Here is a 16,297-nt window from a genome sequence, read left to right as displayed (position 1 = left end):
AGCCTGTTGTACCCGATGAAAAAGACCTTTACGGATATGATGGGGAATACGGTAGTGGTGGATGGATATCCGCAAAGGATAGTATCGCTGGTACCCTCGCAGACCGAGCTGCTGTACGACCTGGGGCTGGGGGCCGAGGTGGTGGGCATCACCAAATTCTGCGTGCATCCGCAGCAATGGTTCCGAACGAAGAAAAGGGTGGGAGGTACCAAGACCGTTCACTACGATATAGTACGCGCCCTGCAGCCCGACCTCATCATTGCCAATAAGGAAGAGAACACACAGGAACAGGTAGAACAACTGGCGAAAGAATACCCTGTATGGGTAAGCAACATACAGACCGTAAGCGAGGGCATGGAGATGATAAGAAGGGTAGGTGAGCTGGCCGGGCGCGATGCCGAGGCCACTACCATAATGAACGATATAGAGCAAGGTTTCTTGCAGTTACATGCTGCAAGCCGGCCACTGCGTGTGGCCTACTACATATGGCGCGACCCATGGATGTGCGCCGGTGGCGATACCTTCATCAGCGATATGATAGGCCGCATGGGCTGGGTGAACGTGACCGCCGGCCTAAGGCGATACCCGACCGTAGCGCCTGCAGAACTTTTGGAAAAAGATGTGCAGCTTGTGCTATTGTCATCAGAGCCATACCCTTTCAAAGAAAAACACATAGCAGAGATACAGGCTGCGCTGCCCCATGCCCGGGTGATGCTGGTAGATGGGGAGATGTTCAGCTGGTATGGGAGCCGCATGAGGCTGGCAACGCACTATCTGCAAGACCTGGTACAGAACACACATATAGACCTATGACCATTGCTCCCGGCATCATCAAATTCTTCCGTACACGGCTGCACAGCTGGCATACCGGCCACAACAGCCGCCAGCTACCCTGGAAGGGCGAAAAAGACCCTTATCGCATATGGCTGTCAGAGATAATACTACAGCAGACACGCGCCCTGCAGGGCTTGCCATATTACGAGAGCTTTACCGGTACATACCCCACGGTACAGGCCCTGGCCGCCGCTGCCGATGAGGATGTCTTTCGGCTGTGGCAGGGCCTGGGATACTACAACCGCTGCAAGAATATGCTGGCCACGGCCCGCTATATAGCCACAGAGCTGGGCGGGCATTTTCCACGCACACATGAGGGCATCCTGGCGCTGAAGGGTGTGGGGCCCTATACGGCCGCAGCCATATCGTCTTTCGCATATGGGCTGCCGCATGCCGTGGTAGATGGCAATGTATACCGTGTGCTGTCGCGCTTCCTGGGTATAGATACGCCGTTCGATACCACTGCGGGCAAGCACCAGTTCGCCACTGCCGCGCAATTGTTGCTGGATGAGACCGATAGTGCGGCCCACAACCAGGCCATCATGGACCTCGGCGCTACCATATGCACCCCGGCCGCACCCCGCTGCGCAGATTGCCCCTTGCATAGCAAATGCTTTGCAGCGGCAAAAGATATGACTGCCCTGCTGCCCGTACGCAGCAAGAAAATAGTGGTAAAGGAGCGCTTTTTCAATTATATCTTCCTGCTGCATGATGGTAAGGTATGGATCGAGAAACGGGGGGCAGGCGACATATGGGAAAGCCTGCACCAGCCCTACCTGGCAGAGACAGAAAAGGCTGTGGATGTATCGGTACTTCGGCAAGATGTACTTTTCGATAACAAAAGCATAAGGCCGCACGAACTGACCGATGCAGGCATGGCAAAGCAGCGTCTTACCCACCAGCTAATACATTGCAGGTTCTATATCATGCACCTTACAGATATGCCTATGCCAAATGGAACGGCCGGTATGTGGCTGAGCATTAGCGAATTAAAAAAGTTAGCCTTTCCTAAGATCCTTGTTTCTTTTTTAAGAAATAATTTATACTTTTAGTATCGATCGCGTATAGATCGGATCTCACATTAGCTAAATATCACCATTTATGAGAGGCGTAAACAGGGTCGTATTGATAGGAAATCTGGGCCGTGATCCGGATCTTCAGCTTCTGGAAGGCAATATAGCGGTAGCAAAATTCCCGCTGGCCACCACCGAAACATATAAGGATAAGAACGGTAATCTTGTATCGCAGACAGAGTGGCATACGATAGTACTATGGCGCGGCCTGGCCGACCTGGCGCAGCGATACTTGCATAAAGGAAGTCTTATATACCTTGAAGGCCGCATACGCACCCGCACCTGGGAGGACAAGGATAAGAACAAACGCTTCAGCACAGAGATAATAGGCGACAACCTGGTGATGCTGGATAAGCGCAAGGAGCAGAACGAGCACATGAACGGCGACCACCAAGCTACCGAGACCAATAATACTTTCCCCGATATCACCTACGATGGTACAACACAGGCGCCTACCATTACCAAAGACGACCTGCCATTTTAAATAACTGATATGTTCAGGCATTAAAAGGAAAGAAACTTTCATTGGTTTCGTTCCTTTTTTTAATTTTGGAGGGTTACCAAACATTCTCACACTTGGAAAGCAGCGAAGGCGACACGAACCTTATACCGTTTCTTCTCGAAATATCTGGGACCTCATTGTCGCCATCAGGCACTACCATCCTTATATTCGTTGTACTGGTATTGCTTATGATGACGGCCCTTACCGCAGGCGCAGAGACCGCATACTTCTCGCTTTCGGCAAAGGACATCAATTTCCTTAAGACCAAGGAGAAGGCCAGCGCACGCACGGCCTCGCAACTGCTGGAGCAGCCCAAGAAACTGCTGGCCACCATACTTGTGGCCAACAACTTCATCAACATAGCCATAGTCATCACTACGGATATGCTGGTGAACTCCATGATCCATTCCATGTTCCCTGAAGCCCATCCCGAGGGTATCGTTACCTTCCTTATACAGGTGGTAAGTGTCACCTTTTTGCTGGTGCTCTTTGGCGAGGTGCTGCCCAAGGTATATGCCACGCAGAACAACCTGCGCATGGCGCTCTTCTCGGCGCCCTTCCTGCAGGGGCTTACATGGCTGTTCGGCCCGGTAAGCAGGATACTGGTATCATCTACCCGCTTCATAGAGGGCAAGATAGGTACTAAGGCCTCTAACATATCAAGCGAGGATTTCGAGCATGCCATAGAGCTCACCGTAGGCCATACTGCCACGCGCGAGGAGGTGAACATATTCAAAGGCATTCTGAAGTTCGGCAACATCACTGCGAGACAGGCCATGCGCACCCGGCTGGATGTAAGTGGCCTTGACCACGACATGTCCTTTCCTGAAGTGCGCAAGTACTGTATAGAGGTAGGCTATTCGCGCCTGCCGGTATACAAAGACAACCTGGACACCATAGCAGGTATGATACATACCAAAGACCTGCTGCCGCACATAGACAATGACGAGCTGGACTGGCATACCCTTATGCGCCCTGCCTTCTTTGTACACGAAAGCAAGCTGATAGAGGACCTGCTGAAAGAGTTCCAGCAAAAAAGGCAGCATTTCGCAATAGTGGTAGATGAGTTCGGTGGTACATCGGGCATCATCACCCTTGAGGATATAATGGAGGAGATAATAGGCGACATAAAGGACGAATTTGACGAGGACGACCTGCATTATAAAAAGATCGACGACAGGAATTTCATATTCGAAGGCAAGACCCTCATAAACGATGTATGTAGGGTGATAGGCCTGCCGTCGGATGAATTTGACAAGGCCAGGGGCGAGAGTGATTCGCTGGCAGGGCTGGTGCTGGAGATAGCCGGCAAGTTCGTGTCTGTGAACGAGGTCATCTCTTACCAGCAATACGATTTTACAGTGATGGCCGTAGAGAAGATGCGCATCACCCGTGTGAAACTGACCATAGTTCCGCCGAAGGCGGAGGATGGCGATGAGGAGACCAGCTAATGGCCCTCACTCGCTCAATGCGCCTGCCTATGCCCCTGAAACGGTCAAATAAGATAGCGCTGCTGGTGTGCATATTGTTCACCTCTCTCTTCGTTTTCAGATACCTTACTCACAAGACCACCTTCTATGGCGATGCCGCAGGGTATTATCGTTACCTCACCGCCACATTCATCTATGACGACCTGATAACTTACAGGCCGCTGCCGCGCGACCGCGGCCTCAGCGATATGGTGCTGAACTATGATCCTACGCCCGAAAGCGCCCCCGATGACAAACATGTGAACCAGTATACCTATGGCGTAGCACTGATGGAGGCGCCCTTCTTCCTGCTGGCACATGCATATGAGCTGGTACGAGGGTCGCTGGCCAATGGCTATAGCGACAGCTACGAGCTGGCCATCAAGATCAGCTCACTGGTATATGCCCTGCTGGGTCTGATGCTCGTATACCGGGTGCTGCGGCGTTTCTTCGACGAGACACCCGCCCTGTACACTACTTTGTTGCTGCTACTGGGCACCAATCTCTTCTGGTTCGCCATATTCCAGACGGGTATGTCGCATGTGCCGCTTTTCTTCCTCTATGCCCTGCTCATGTACCTTACCGTAGCGGTGCATGATAGGCCGCGCCGGGGTACATTCATAGCCATGGGGCTGGTGATAGGGCTTATAGCCATCATCAGGCCCACCGATATCATATGTGCCATCATACCCCTGCTATACGATGTATACAGTGGCCCCTCACTGCGAAAAAAGATAGCTTTCATTCGGCAGAACCTGCTGAACATATGTCTAACAGCCGCTGCAGCGATACTGCCTGTGCTGCCACAGCTACTGTACTGGAAGATAAAGACAGGACATTTTTTTTATTACAGTTATGGTTCACAGACCTTTTTCTGGGATACACCATGGATAAAGGAAGGCCTCTTTCATTTCGCTAACGGATGGCTGCCTTATACGCCGCTTATGGCGCTGGCCCTGCTGGGTATGCTGTGCCTGCGCCCCATAAAACAATGGGCATTGGCTGTATGGCTGTTGCTGCCAGCCTACATATACATCATATATAGCTGGTACTGCTACAGGTATATAAATGGCCTGGGTTCGCGGCCCATGCTGCATATGTACCCTTTGTTGTCGGTGCCGCTCACGGCATTTCTGCTGTGGCTGTGGCGCAGGCCGCGGGCCATAAAGGCGGCCACCATGATAGGTGTACTGTTCTGCATAGCGCTCAACATCAACTACAGCTACCAGCAGATGAAGGGTCTGCTATGGAGCGAGGAATCGAACTGGAAATTCAATTACCAGATGCTCTTCAAGACACAGCTTACCTATGACGACCTTGTAGTGAACGATATAGACGAGTTTCAGCCAGATACCAGCAAGCTGGTAAGGATAGGGACCTTTGCCCGCGAAGAGTATAACGACTCTACCATAGCCGATCACACAGTGGTAGATCCAATTACGGGTCATAAGTATGTATACCACCTGCTGAATGGCGAGGAGCACCAGCGCATCAACCTCTCTGTGCCTTACGATAAGCAGAGATTCGCAGGAGCAAAGTGGATAAAATGCAGTGGCCGCTTCATGTGCCCCGAAAGCCATTACTATTTCAGGCATTTGCTGGTGCTGAGCGTGGATGGTAAGCTATGGAAGGGCGCCAAGATAGAGAACAAGATCTTCGATACGAGCATTGCATCGCCTATGGCGGGCCGCACATTGTTCTCTTCCAACATCCGTACATGGGGTAGGGTGCATTATTTTGTGCGTATACCCGAAGGCCTAAATGAGCACGACATGATAAAGCTCTTTGCCTGGAGCACCGACCTAACGGAGATATATGTAGATGATCTGACGATAGAGCTGTACAAATAGCATGTCATGTCATTATCATATGGCTGCTGACCGCATCATGCAATAAGTTAATTTGTGTTAAGGCGTTTGACAAATGTAGACAAATCGAGTATTTTTGTGTACGAACGACCATACGACTTGGCTTACTACTGCATAGCAGTACTTTAGTGACCTGCAAAGGATGATATCCGATGACCGACCGTCTTCGAGAAGGTAGATCTACATTTTGGAATAGGCTGACGGGCGACCCTGAAGAATTCTCTATGGAGAATAGGGCGTTCAATTTCGTTTGTGTCGTTACATTCTTCCTGCTGCTTATCTGCATCAGCATAGACATTTACATCTCCCAGACAATAATGACAACGGTAATGCTGCTGCTGATGCTGCCGCTGGGCCTGGTCTATTATCTGTCGCGCTACAGGAAGATATACAAGATAGGGGTCACTATGTTCGCTATCTTCAGCTATGCCGTCCTTTCGCTCAATTTTTTCATGAACGATGGCTCATCGGGGCCTACCATATACCTGTTCTTCGTTACCCTCATATTCCTTATCACACTTGGCAACCACAAGCATCACTTCGTATGGATAACCCTGCATACTGTGATAGTGGCCACATTGCTGGTGATAGAGTATAACTATCCATCGCTGATACCCGGCACTTATCCCGACAGGGCCGCACGCTACCTCGATCTCGCGGTCACATATGCCATTGCCGTCAGTTTCCTGTTCGCCATCACCAATTACCTGCGCGGCTATTACTACCGCAAGGCCCGCCTTGCCGACGAGCGGTCCCTGGCCATCATAAAGCAGAACGAGCAGATATCGGCACAGAACACAGAGCTGGAGACCGTGAACCAGGAGAAGAACAAGCTGTTCTCCATCATATCGCACGACCTTAGGTCGCCGCTCGATTCCATTCGCGGATACCTGGAGCTGATGTCGAACAATGTGCTGGACGAGGACGAAAAAAACAAGATACAGGAAGAGCTGCTGGTGCAGACGAAATATACCACCGACCTGCTGATGAACCTGATGTCGTGGGCCAAGACACAGATGCACGGCGTGACAGTGCACCTTGTGCCGCAGAACCTGAAAGCGTTCGTAGAAGAGGTGGCAGGCAATAAACGTTCCATAGCGGCCCGGAAGGGTATAAAGCTCACCTACTCCATACACCCCGACCTGGAGGTGGTGTGCGATAAGGACATGCTGCACATAGTGCTGCGCAACCTGGTGAACAATGCCATAAAATTCACCAACGAGGGCGGCGAGGTAGCAATAAGAGTGACCACTACTACCGACAGGGCCTTCCTGTCGGTGCAGGATACAGGTATAGGTATATCTGCCGAGCAGCAGGCCGACCTCTTCACCCTCAAGACCCGCTCTACCTATGGCACCAACAGGGAGAAGGGTATAGGCCTGGGCCTGCTGATGTGCAAGGAATTCATGGACTACCAGCGCGGCGATATATGGTTCGAGAGCACGCCGGGCAAGGGTAGTACTTTCTTCGTTTCCCTGCCGCTCACCCGTCATTGATAGTATCTTCTTTTATAAAGCGGTAGTTCGCTTACATTTGCACACTTACTTATGAAGAAAGCGCTGGTGCAAATGCATCTTGCCGTACTGCTTTGGGGCTTTACAGGGATATTGGGACGTGCCATATCGCTGGAGGCGCCCATGCTGGTATGGTACCGCATGCTGCTCACAGGGCTGTTCATGGCCGCTATCCTCACGTTCCGCAGGCAGTGGGTACCCATAGAGCGGCGCGATATGCGCCGGCTGGCGCTGGTAGGCATACTTATGGGGCTGCACTGGGTGGCCTTCTATGCCTCCATCAAGCTGGCCAATGTATCTATAGCGCTGGTATGCCTGTCCACAGCCAGTATCTTCACACCCCTGTTCGATCCTATAATGAACAAGGGCAAACACGACATGAAGGAGCTGCTGCTGGGCTCGCTGGCCATAATAGGTGTATACCTCATATACCGTTTCCAGCAGTTCTACGGCTGGGGCATACTGGCGGGCGTTATAGCGGCATTGCTCAGTTCTGTCTTCACCATACTCAATAAGCAGATAGCCAGTAAGTACCCGGCGCGTACCATGGTGTTCTACGAAATGTCTACCGGCTGGGGCTTCATCACCCTGCTGCTGCCGCTGCTGTTCTGGTATCAGCCCGACACGGTATACCTGCCACAGGTATCTTCCACACTCTGGTACGTCAACGACTGGATATGGCTGGTGGTGCTGAGCCTGTGCTGCACGGTATGGGCGCAGTCGCTGGCGCTGAACGCGCTGAAAAAACTCTCTTCCTTCACGGCCACACTATCTGTGAACCTGGAGCCGGTCTACGGTATATTGCTTGCATTCATCTTCTACAACGAGAACCGCGAGATCATTTTCCTCGATGGCTCCCATACGCTGAACATGGGTTTTATCATAGGCATGAGCCTCATACTGCTATCGGTGGTATTGCAGATGCTGCGCCTGCTGAGGCCCGGCCTTCCTGCTGCAGACAACATACGCGAGCGCGGCGGCATAGAAAGCTAGATCCATTTTCTCCTCTCCGATCTTTCCGGGATGACAAGGCCCAGATAAATATTCGGGCCGTCCGATCTTAGCAGGCAGTTATAAAAAAGAAAAATTTTCTTTATTCGTTTATTTTCACTTAATTTTATATACACCGTATTACCGGTGTTTTCCTTACATAAAAAACCTAATAAGCTTATGAAACCAAAACTTATCCTGTCATGCATGCTGGCTACGTTGGCAGGCGCGCCCATGGTGCGCGGGCAAAGCATCACCCCCAGCATCATCAATAATATGGGCGGCTCGGGCACCATAGCGGGCAATACCTACGAGTGGTCGGTAGGCGAGATAATGGTAAGTACCTTTTCTGCGCCATCTGTCATAGTTACACAAGGTGTGCTGCAGCCCATGTCCTCTACCTCCGATGTGCCTATGAGCCCTGTACTGTCCGGCATCAATGTATTCCCCAACCCGGCCAGCTCTGCGGTCAACATACAGTTCAATACGCAGCAGGAGGGGACGTTCACTTACCGCCTTATGGATGTGGCCGGGCGTGTGATACTGGAGAACAGCTCTACCGTGCAGCCCGGAACAGTGACAAAGCAGTTCGACATCAGCAAACTGGCCAATGCCAACTATATGTTGCAGGTGTTCCTGAGGCCGCAGGACGGCCCCGAAGCCACCAATACATTCAAGGTACAGAAACTCAACTAACTATCATCCACCCTTTTAAACTATACGCGATATGAAACGCCTCCTATTCTCCGCAGCCTTTTTGCTGGCATGTATGTCCGCATGGGCACAGCCGGCACAGAAATTCAACTACCAGGGTGTGGCCCGCAATGCTACGGGCGCGCCACTGGCCACTGCCAATATAGCGCTTCGACTCACCATCCGCAATGCCTCTGCCACCGGTACCGTGGTGTACCAGGAACGGCAGACCGTTACCACCAATGCCTATGGCCTGTACAATGTGGCCGTAGGTGGGGGTACTGTACTTAGTGGTGTGTTCTCGTCCATACCATGGGGTACTGGCGATAAATATATGCAGGTAGAGATAGACCCCGCCGGTGGTACATCTTATACCAACCTGGGCGCCAACCAGCTGCTCAGCGTGCCCTTTGCGCTGAATGCGCTCAATGGTCCCGGTCTCACAGGCCCAGCCGGTCCTGCGGGCCCGGCTGGCGCTACTGGTCCTGCAGGCCCGGCCGGTCCCACGGGTGCTACAGGCGCTACAGGCCCGGCTGGTGCCACTGGTCCCGCCGGTCCAACTGGACCTGCAGGTCCTACGGGTCCCGCCGGTCCTGCAGGTGGTGCCGATAACTGGGGCACACAGGTAGCCGTTACCGATGCCACACTTGCAGGCAATGGTACCTCTGCCACCCCGCTAAGGATAGCCCAGCAAGGCGCTACTACCGGACAGGTATTACAGTGGACAGGTACCACATGGGGCCCTGCCACAGTGGCCGCAGGCGGTACACTGGCAGGGGATGTTACCGGCGCTATAGGCACCAATACGGTAGTAAAGATACAGAACCGCGATGTGAGCGGTACAGCGCCCGGCACCGGCCAGGTACTGCAGTGGACAGGCACGCAGTGGGCGCCTGCCACACTGGCCAGCGTGAGCGGCCTTACCGGATCGGGCTCCAGCGGCTATCTCTCCAAATTCAATACTGCTACCGACCTCAATAACTCCGGCCTCTACCAGTCTGCCGGCAGGATAGGCCTGGGTACCACATCGCCTACCTCTACCATGGAAGTAGCTACCACGGCCGATGCGCGTGCGGGCCTGTTCACTACTACGGTAGATGCACCTAATGGTGTGCTGGCAGGTACGCACATAGGCACAGGTACGGGCACTACCAGTATAGGTGTGTTCGGCAAGTCGCAGCCATCTACCACTATAGACCAGGGCATAGGCCTGCTGGGCGAGGGTGGATGGGAAGGTGTGCGTGGCTACGCCTCTTACCAGGGTTTCGCACTGGGTTCGGAGAACATAGCCATACATGGTTTCACAGAGTCCAGCTCTGAGTATGCTGCTGGTATCTTCGGTGTGGGTAATGGCAACATAGTAGGCTCTCCCGACTATAACTATGGTGTATACGGCAGAACCGACGGTTCGGGCCTTTTTGAAGACTATGCAGGCTATTTCGATGGCGATATGTGGTGTACAGGTATCATGGACGCTGCGCTGAAGCTGTTCAAGATAGATCACCCGCTCGATCCGCAGAACAAATACCTTTCGCATGCCTGTATAGAATCGAACGAGATGATGAACCTCTATACCGGCAACATCACCACCGATGCCAGCGGTACCGCCACTGTGACGCTGCCCTCGTACTTCGAGGCGCTGAACAAGGATTTCCGCTACAACCTGACGGTGATAGGTACCTTCGCACAGGCCATAGTAGGCCAGAAGATACACGACAACAAATTCGTGATAAAGACCGACAAGCCTAATGTAGAAGTGAGCTGGCAGGTGACCGGCATCAGGCATGATGCCTTTGCCCTGGCACACCCGCTACAGGTAGAGGCCGATAAGAAAGGCCACGACAAGGGCAAGTACAAGAACCCCGAAGCATTTGGCAAGGGCAAGGATATGGGCCTGCAGAGGTTCCCTACGGCCGGCACCGGCGCCAGGCAAAAGGCCCCCTCTACGGGTACGCGTTCCGGCTCGCAGGGCAAATAGACCGGGTGATAATGACAGTTGATCAGCGAGGTGGCCTGTACATGGGCCACCTCGTTTGTTTTGGGTATAGTGTTCCATTATCGTTAGATCTGATACCGCTATTGCCACATCTTGAATATATGTACTGATATTTGCAGGATATTTTCCGGGCATGCCCGGCGATACAAGGAACAAAAGGCGCTATAGATGAAAATAGGAATAGTATGTTACCCCACATTCGGCGGCAGTGGTGTGCTGGCCACAGAGTTGGGTCTTGCCCTGTCAGATAAAGGGTACGAGGTACACTTCATCACTTATGAGCAACCGGTAAGGCTCACACAGGGCTTTCACCCCAACATATATTTTCACGAGGTGAAGGTGCCTACCTATCCGCTGTTCGATTTTCCGCCCTATGAGACGGCGCTGGCCAGTACCATGGTGCATGTCATCACCAATCAGCAGCTCGATCTGCTGCACCTGCACTATGCCATCCCACATGCCTCGGCAGCCTACTTCGCCCGGCAGATACTGAAAAAGACCGGCAAGGATATTCCCTTCATCACCACACTGCATGGTACCGATATAACACTGGTAGGCCGCGATGCCACCTATGCACCTGTGGTCACTTTCTCCATCAACGAATCGGATGCCATTACCGCTGTGTCCGACAACCTGAAGGAGGAAACACTGCGCTCCTTTGCCATAGAAAAGGACATACATGTCATTCCCAACTTTGTGGACGTAAAGCGTTTTCACCAGACAGATAAGAACCACTTCAAGCAGATGCTGGCCCCCGATGGGGAGCGCATACTGGTGCATGTATCCAACTTCCGTACCGTGAAGCGTGTGCCCGATGTGGTAAAGGTTTTCGCCGAGGTAAAAAAGCAACTGCCTGCCAAACTGCTGATGATAGGCGACGGCCCCGACAGGCAGAACGTGGAAGAGATGACGCGCAACATGGGGCTGTACAATGATGTACGCTTCCTGGGCAAGCAGGAGCACATAAGCGAGATCCTTAGCATATCCGACCTGTTCGTATTACCATCTGCCACAGAGAGCTTCGGCCTGTCGGCGCTGGAGGCCATGGCTTGTGGTGTGCCTGTCATATCTACCAATGCAGGTGGCCTGCCCGAGATCAATGTGCAGGGCAAGACCGGCTACCTCTCTGATGTAGGCGATATAGATGATATGGCGCGTAATGCAGTGGACATCCTCAGCGATAGCGAGCGGTTGCTGCACTTCAAAAAGGCTGCCATAGCACATGCCCGCAAGTTCGAGAAACAGCACATCATACCCCAGTACGAAAAGCTGTATGAGGCAGTGATAGCCAGCTACAAAAAACACGAGAAGTGTACACTCTGACACCTATAGCACAGGTATCATTTACATAACTTTTGCAGGGCGTCCTTTGCGGGTGCATAGCGTCGCTGCATGGCGTTCTGCAGATCGCTGCATGGCCCCTGGCCTATATGCTGTTTGGCGATAGCCCGCCAGTAGTATGCCTCGCCATTGGAGGCGTCCATATCGAGTGCGGCATCAAGGTCAGTTATGGCAGGGGCATATCTTTCCAGCTTGCAATATGTAGCGCCCCTCCGTACATAGAACAGCGGTTCGCCTGCGTTGCGCTCTATGGCCTTGTTATAGTTGTTCAGGGCTTCTTCCAGCCGTCCCATCCGTTCCATACAGTCTCCCTTTATGCACCATGCGCGTGCATTGCCGGGCTGCACCCGCAGCACATGGTCTATATCGGTCAGCGCCAGGTCGGGCTTGCCGGTAGAAAGGTGCAGCAGTGCGCGGGAGAAGTGTGCCTTGGTGTAGTCGTTTATGGCTATGCTGCGGTCCAGCGCTTCCAGCGCCTCCATAGCGCGGCCCTGCCGCATGTGCAGCAGCCCTTTGTTGTACCATGCCTTTGCATTGCCGGGGGCCAGCCGCACAGCTTTGTCCAAGTGGTACTCGGCCTGTTCCATATCGCCTATTTTCAGGTACATGCCACCTGCGCTGTACTGTGCCACTGCCGAGTTGGGGAAACGTTCCAACAGCGAATTGTACAGGTTCATGTCAGACAGCCATACATCATTCCGCATGAAGCACAGCCCCAGCAGCAGAGCCGCCGCAGGGCCGCCTATGTACATATACCGTTTGCCCATTCGTAGCTGCCACAGCCAGGCGGCCAGGTAGTACATGGCAGGGTAGGCCAGTCCTATGCAGGCCATATACATATATCGGTCCGCCATAAGGGCCTCGCCAAAGGGTATGAATTGCAGCACCATGGCTATATTGGCGGTAAAGAAAAGTATGCCGCCCGCCAGCACCTGCCAGCGCCTGCGCAGCGCTATTACGAATAAAGTGACCATACCTGCCGCAGCTACCGCAAAGGCAATATGTAAGATGCCCATCTGCTCAGGGTAGGGGTACATGGCAGATAGGTCTAAAGGCAGGAAGAAGCGCACTATGTACTGCACATAGGCATAGCCGCCATATACCAGTTGCTCTGCTATGCCGTATTCATTGCCCCCTTCCATGAAGTGGCCGCTTTGCTGGGCATATATGGCCACTACGCCTGTGATGATGGCCATAAGGAAGACAGGTATCTTTTCCGTCCATACGGCCTTGTCATTGAGGGGGCGTTCCAGCCACAGGTCTATGGCCAGGAACGATACCGGCAGCGCCACCGCTGTTCCCTTCGATAGCATGGCGAATGCCGAGAATACCAGCAGCAGCACCATTTGCCCGCCTGTGGGCCTGCGTACATAGCCCTGGTACTGCAGCATGGCCAGCAGGCTGAAGAAGCCGCACAGCACTGTTTTGCGCTCTGCCACCCATGCTACACTTTCGGCCTGCGAGGGGTGCAGGGCAAAAAGCAGTGCTACCGCCAGCGCTATGGTCTTTTGCTGCTGCAGCTTGCTGAAGAATATGTATACCAGGCAGGAATTGATAAAATGCAGCAACACCCCCGACAGGTGGTACACAAATGGCTGCGACCCGCCGAATATATGGTCTATAGCATAGGATGCCATGGTGAGCGGGTGATAGTTGCCCACATAGAAGGTAGAGAACCATGCCTTTATATTGCTGCCGCTTATGGCATTGATGTCATTGTTGTGCAGCACATATTCTGCATCGTCCCAGTTGAGGAAGGACGCGCCGAACACCTTGTAATAAGCTATCAGCACCGCTGCTATTATTACGCAGAGGTGCAGTACCAGGTGCTTGCGGTGTGGTGCGGCTGCTTTCTTCATGGGCTATGCTACAGGCTCCAGTCTATAGGGCGTTCTCCTTTTTCTTTCAGCCAGTTATTGGCCTTGCTGAAATGGCCGCAGCCAAAGAACCCATTATATGCCGATAGCGGCGACGGGTGCGCGGCCTTCAGCACCAGGTGGCGCGAAACATCTACCAGCACTTCCTTGTTCTGTGCAAAGCGGCCCCACAGCATGAACACAACATGCTCTCTCTCTGCCGATATCTTGCGGATCACGGCATCGGTAAAGGTGTGCCATCCTATCTGCGCGTGCGACATGGGCTTGTTCTCCTCTACCGTCAGCGATGCGTTCAGCAGCAGTACCCCCTGGCGGCCCCAGGGCTCCAGGTTGCCTGTGCTATTGATGGTGATGCCCAGGTCGTTATGTATCTCTTTGAATATATTGATGAGCGATGGCGGGGGCTGTACCCTGTCCGGCACAGAAAAAGACAGTCCATGTGCCTGCCCGGGATTATGGTACGGGTCCTGGCCTATCACCACTACCTTTACATTGTCGAACGGAGTACACTCGAAAGCATTGAAAATGAGCTTGCCCGGTGGGTATATCACCTTATTGGCTTTTTTTTCCTCTTTCAGAAAGTTCACCACCCGCTCGAAGTAGGGTTTCTCGAATTCTTCATGCAGCCGCTCTTTCCAGCTTTGCTCTATTGCTACATCCATTGTTGTGGTATTTTGTACGCGCTATAAAAATAGCAGATAGCGCGGTATCATAACAACCTCTACGTTAAAAAAACACGCCTGCATGTCATATAACATTGTCATGCCATCGATATCTGATGATCTTGTACCGATACCCGGTCATTTTTGTCAACGACATGTGCGAGCCCTAGTGCAGGCTCCAGCCAAGTAGCAGCCAGCCCAGTACTATGAAGGGTGGCGGTATCTTGCTGTAGTACAGCAGGCAGAAGGTGATGATGACCACTATGAGGTTACTCCATTCGAAGGACAGCGAAGCATCGAAGGCTATGGTGCGGAACAGGAATATGCCCGATGCCCACACTATACCTACTATAGCGGCGTTTATCCCCTCCAGCGCGCGGAAGATCACTACATGATGTTTCAGGTTCTCATATACAGGGAACAGGAAGAACAGCAGCAGCGTACTGGGCAGGAAGACAGCTACAGTGGCCACTACACAGCCTATGAGCTGCCACATACCGCCATATTGGCTCATGGCCAGCCCACCTACATACGAGCATACCGAGAATACCGGCCCAGGCATGGCCTGCACTATACCATAGCCGGTAAGCATTTGTCCCGCCGTAAGCACGCGTGCACCATGACGGCTCACGAACTGGTAGGTCATCATCAGCAGCAGGGCCTGCCCGCCACCGAACACTATGGCGCCAAAACGATAGAAGTTCTCGAAGATGTTGAATATACGCCCATGCGCCCAGTCCTCGGTACGCGCCAACTCACTAAGTACACCCGCTACTATGAATATACCTGCAAAGGCACCCAGGTGCATCCAGTTGATGCGTTTGGGCTTCTGCAGCGGATCGGGGATGCGCCTATTGCTGAAATTGCTGATGATACCCGATAACAGCAGCAGCACCGGGAATACCCATGGCGAATTGATGAAGAGTGTGGCCACAAGGCTGCACACCATTATAGTGGCCGTGGCCACATGCTTTATGGTGGTCTGCATCATACGCGTAGCAGCATAGAACACGAACCCTACCGACATGGGCTGCACATAAGAGAACAGGTGCATGGGCAGCACCCTGCCCGGGCCATAGCCTATATGGTAATAATGTATGATGAACGAGAACAGCCCCATCAGCACGGCTGCGGGTGATACCCACACCAGCAGGGTGACAAGGGCCAGCGGTATGCCGCCCCGCTTCAGGGCTATCAGCATCACCGTTTGGGTAGATGAGGGGCCGGGCAGCATTTGGCAAAATGAGTTGTACTCTACCAGCTCATCCTCTGTTACATCCTTTCGCTTTTGTACAAAGGTCTTTATCATCATGCCCATATGTCCTTGCGGCCCGCCAAAGGCGGTGAAGGAGTATAAGAATACTGCCTTCAGGAAAGGTATATGCCGCAAAAGCATCATATGGACTATTTGGTTTTGAAGATAATAATATTCCGATGCAAAAAGAAATTAAATTACATTTTCTCTATTGCGTTTCCGG

Annotated in this window: 13 protein-coding genes; 10 read left to right on the top strand and 3 right to left on the bottom strand. The window is 52.7% G+C overall.

The genetic code is table 11. The features are described from left to right. Positions 1–15 precede the first annotated feature (15 nt). The 10 genes from ABD843_RS00840 to bshA all read left to right on the top strand — a co-directional run bounded on the left by ABD843_RS00840 (position 16) and on the right by bshA (position 12,262). Positions 16–813 (top strand): helical backbone metal receptor, encoded by a 798-nt coding sequence (locus tag ABD843_RS00840; protein ID WP_345077055.1) that lies wholly within the window; start codon positions 16–18, stop codon positions 811–813. Next, positions 810–1,886: an A/G-specific adenine glycosylase gene (locus tag ABD843_RS00835; protein ID WP_345077052.1), complete on the top strand. Its 1,077-nt coding sequence runs from the start codon at positions 810–812 to the stop codon at positions 1,884–1,886. Before ABD843_RS00840 ends, ABD843_RS00835 begins: the two co-directional genes overlap by 4 nt. A 49-nt stretch (positions 1,887–1,935) precedes the next feature. After that, entirely contained in the window at positions 1,936–2,391 is a 456-nt protein-coding gene (locus tag ABD843_RS00830; RefSeq protein WP_345077049.1) for a single-stranded DNA-binding protein, read from the top strand. Positions 2,392–2,546: 155 nt separating this feature from the next. Beyond that, positions 2,547–3,860, top strand: coding sequence for a gliding motility-associated protein GldE (gldE, locus tag ABD843_RS00825; protein ID WP_345077047.1), 1,314 nt, complete (start codon positions 2,547–2,549; stop codon positions 3,858–3,860). A gap of 29 nt (positions 3,861–3,889) precedes the next feature. Then, on the top strand, positions 3,890–5,728 hold the full coding sequence (locus ABD843_RS00820) for a glycosyltransferase family 39 protein (protein WP_345077045.1): 1,839 nt from the start codon (positions 3,890–3,892) through the stop codon (positions 5,726–5,728). A 242-nt stretch (positions 5,729–5,970) separates the two neighbouring features. Further along, positions 5,971–7,242, top strand: a complete 1,272-nt coding sequence (locus ABD843_RS00815; RefSeq protein WP_345077042.1) for a sensor histidine kinase — start codon at positions 5,971–5,973, stop codon at positions 7,240–7,242. A 51-nt stretch (positions 7,243–7,293) separates the two neighbouring features. Further along, a complete protein-coding gene (locus tag ABD843_RS00810) occupies positions 7,294–8,253 on the top strand; it encodes a DMT family transporter (RefSeq protein ID WP_345077039.1) in 960 nt (319 codons plus the stop codon). Positions 8,254–8,430: 177 nt separating this feature from the next. Then, positions 8,431–8,946, top strand: a complete 516-nt coding sequence (locus tag ABD843_RS00805; protein WP_345077036.1) for a T9SS type A sorting domain-containing protein — start codon at positions 8,431–8,433, stop codon at positions 8,944–8,946. Positions 8,947–8,977: 31 nt separating this feature from the next. Beyond that, a complete protein-coding gene (locus ABD843_RS00800) occupies positions 8,978–10,921 on the top strand; it encodes a hypothetical protein (RefSeq protein WP_345077033.1) in 1,944 nt (647 codons plus the stop codon). Between the two features lie 186 nt (positions 10,922–11,107). Next, entirely contained in the window at positions 11,108–12,262 is a 1,155-nt protein-coding gene (gene bshA, locus ABD843_RS00795; protein WP_345077030.1) for an N-acetyl-alpha-D-glucosaminyl L-malate synthase BshA, read from the top strand. Between the two features lie 17 nt (positions 12,263–12,279). Here the strand turns inward: bshA and ABD843_RS00790 are convergent, their stop codons facing one another. The 3 genes from ABD843_RS00790 to chrA all read right to left on the bottom strand — a co-directional run bounded on the left by ABD843_RS00790 (position 12,280) and on the right by chrA (position 16,218). Further along, entirely contained in the window at positions 12,280–14,139 is a 1,860-nt protein-coding gene (locus tag ABD843_RS00790) for a tetratricopeptide repeat protein (protein ID WP_345077028.1), read from the bottom strand. A gap of 8 nt (positions 14,140–14,147) precedes the next feature. Next, positions 14,148–14,819: a uracil-DNA glycosylase gene (gene ung, locus ABD843_RS00785; protein WP_345077026.1), complete on the bottom strand. Its 672-nt coding sequence runs from the start codon at positions 14,817–14,819 to the stop codon at positions 14,148–14,150. A 166-nt stretch (positions 14,820–14,985) separates the two neighbouring features. Then, positions 14,986–16,218: a chromate efflux transporter gene (gene chrA, locus ABD843_RS00780; protein ID WP_345077023.1), complete on the bottom strand. Its 1,233-nt coding sequence runs from the start codon at positions 16,216–16,218 to the stop codon at positions 14,986–14,988. Positions 16,219–16,297: the final 79 nt, after the last annotated feature.

Origin of the sequence: Nemorincola caseinilytica, from assembly GCF_039540515.1 — a bacterium.
In the GTDB taxonomy this organism is placed as follows: domain Bacteria; phylum Bacteroidota; class Bacteroidia; order Chitinophagales; family Chitinophagaceae; genus Nemorincola; species Nemorincola caseinilytica.
Note: the sequence above shows the minus strand (reverse complement) of the source record. Positions and strands in the feature narration are given on the sequence as shown.

Bases quoted from the DNA above. Each gene is read 5' to 3' on its own strand.
- chrA (WP_345077023.1), bottom strand. From the start codon at position 16,218: ATGATGCTTTTGCGGCATATACCTTTCCTGAAGGCAGTATTCTTATAC.
- ABD843_RS00815 (WP_345077042.1), top strand. From the start codon at position 5,971: ATGGAGAATAGGGCGTTCAATTTCGTTTGTGTCGTTACATTCTTCCTG.
- bshA (WP_345077030.1), top strand. From the start codon at position 11,108: ATGAAAATAGGAATAGTATGTTACCCCACATTCGGCGGCAGTGGTGTG.
- ung (WP_345077026.1), bottom strand. From the start codon at position 14,819: ATGGATGTAGCAATAGAGCAAAGCTGGAAAGAGCGGCTGCATGAAGAA.
- ABD843_RS00835 (WP_345077052.1), top strand. From the start codon at position 810: ATGACCATTGCTCCCGGCATCATCAAATTCTTCCGTACACGGCTGCAC.
- ABD843_RS00810 (WP_345077039.1), top strand. From the start codon at position 7,294: ATGAAGAAAGCGCTGGTGCAAATGCATCTTGCCGTACTGCTTTGGGGC.
- ABD843_RS00790 (WP_345077028.1), bottom strand. From the start codon at position 14,139: ATGAAGAAAGCAGCCGCACCACACCGCAAGCACCTGGTACTGCACCTC.
- ABD843_RS00830 (WP_345077049.1), top strand. From the start codon at position 1,936: ATGAGAGGCGTAAACAGGGTCGTATTGATAGGAAATCTGGGCCGTGAT.
- ABD843_RS00805 (WP_345077036.1), top strand. From the start codon at position 8,431: ATGAAACCAAAACTTATCCTGTCATGCATGCTGGCTACGTTGGCAGGC.
- ABD843_RS00800 (WP_345077033.1), top strand. From the start codon at position 8,978: ATGAAACGCCTCCTATTCTCCGCAGCCTTTTTGCTGGCATGTATGTCC.
- ABD843_RS00840 (WP_345077055.1), top strand. From the start codon at position 16: ATGAAAAAGACCTTTACGGATATGATGGGGAATACGGTAGTGGTGGAT.
- ABD843_RS00820 (WP_345077045.1), top strand. From the start codon at position 3,890: ATGCCCCTGAAACGGTCAAATAAGATAGCGCTGCTGGTGTGCATATTG.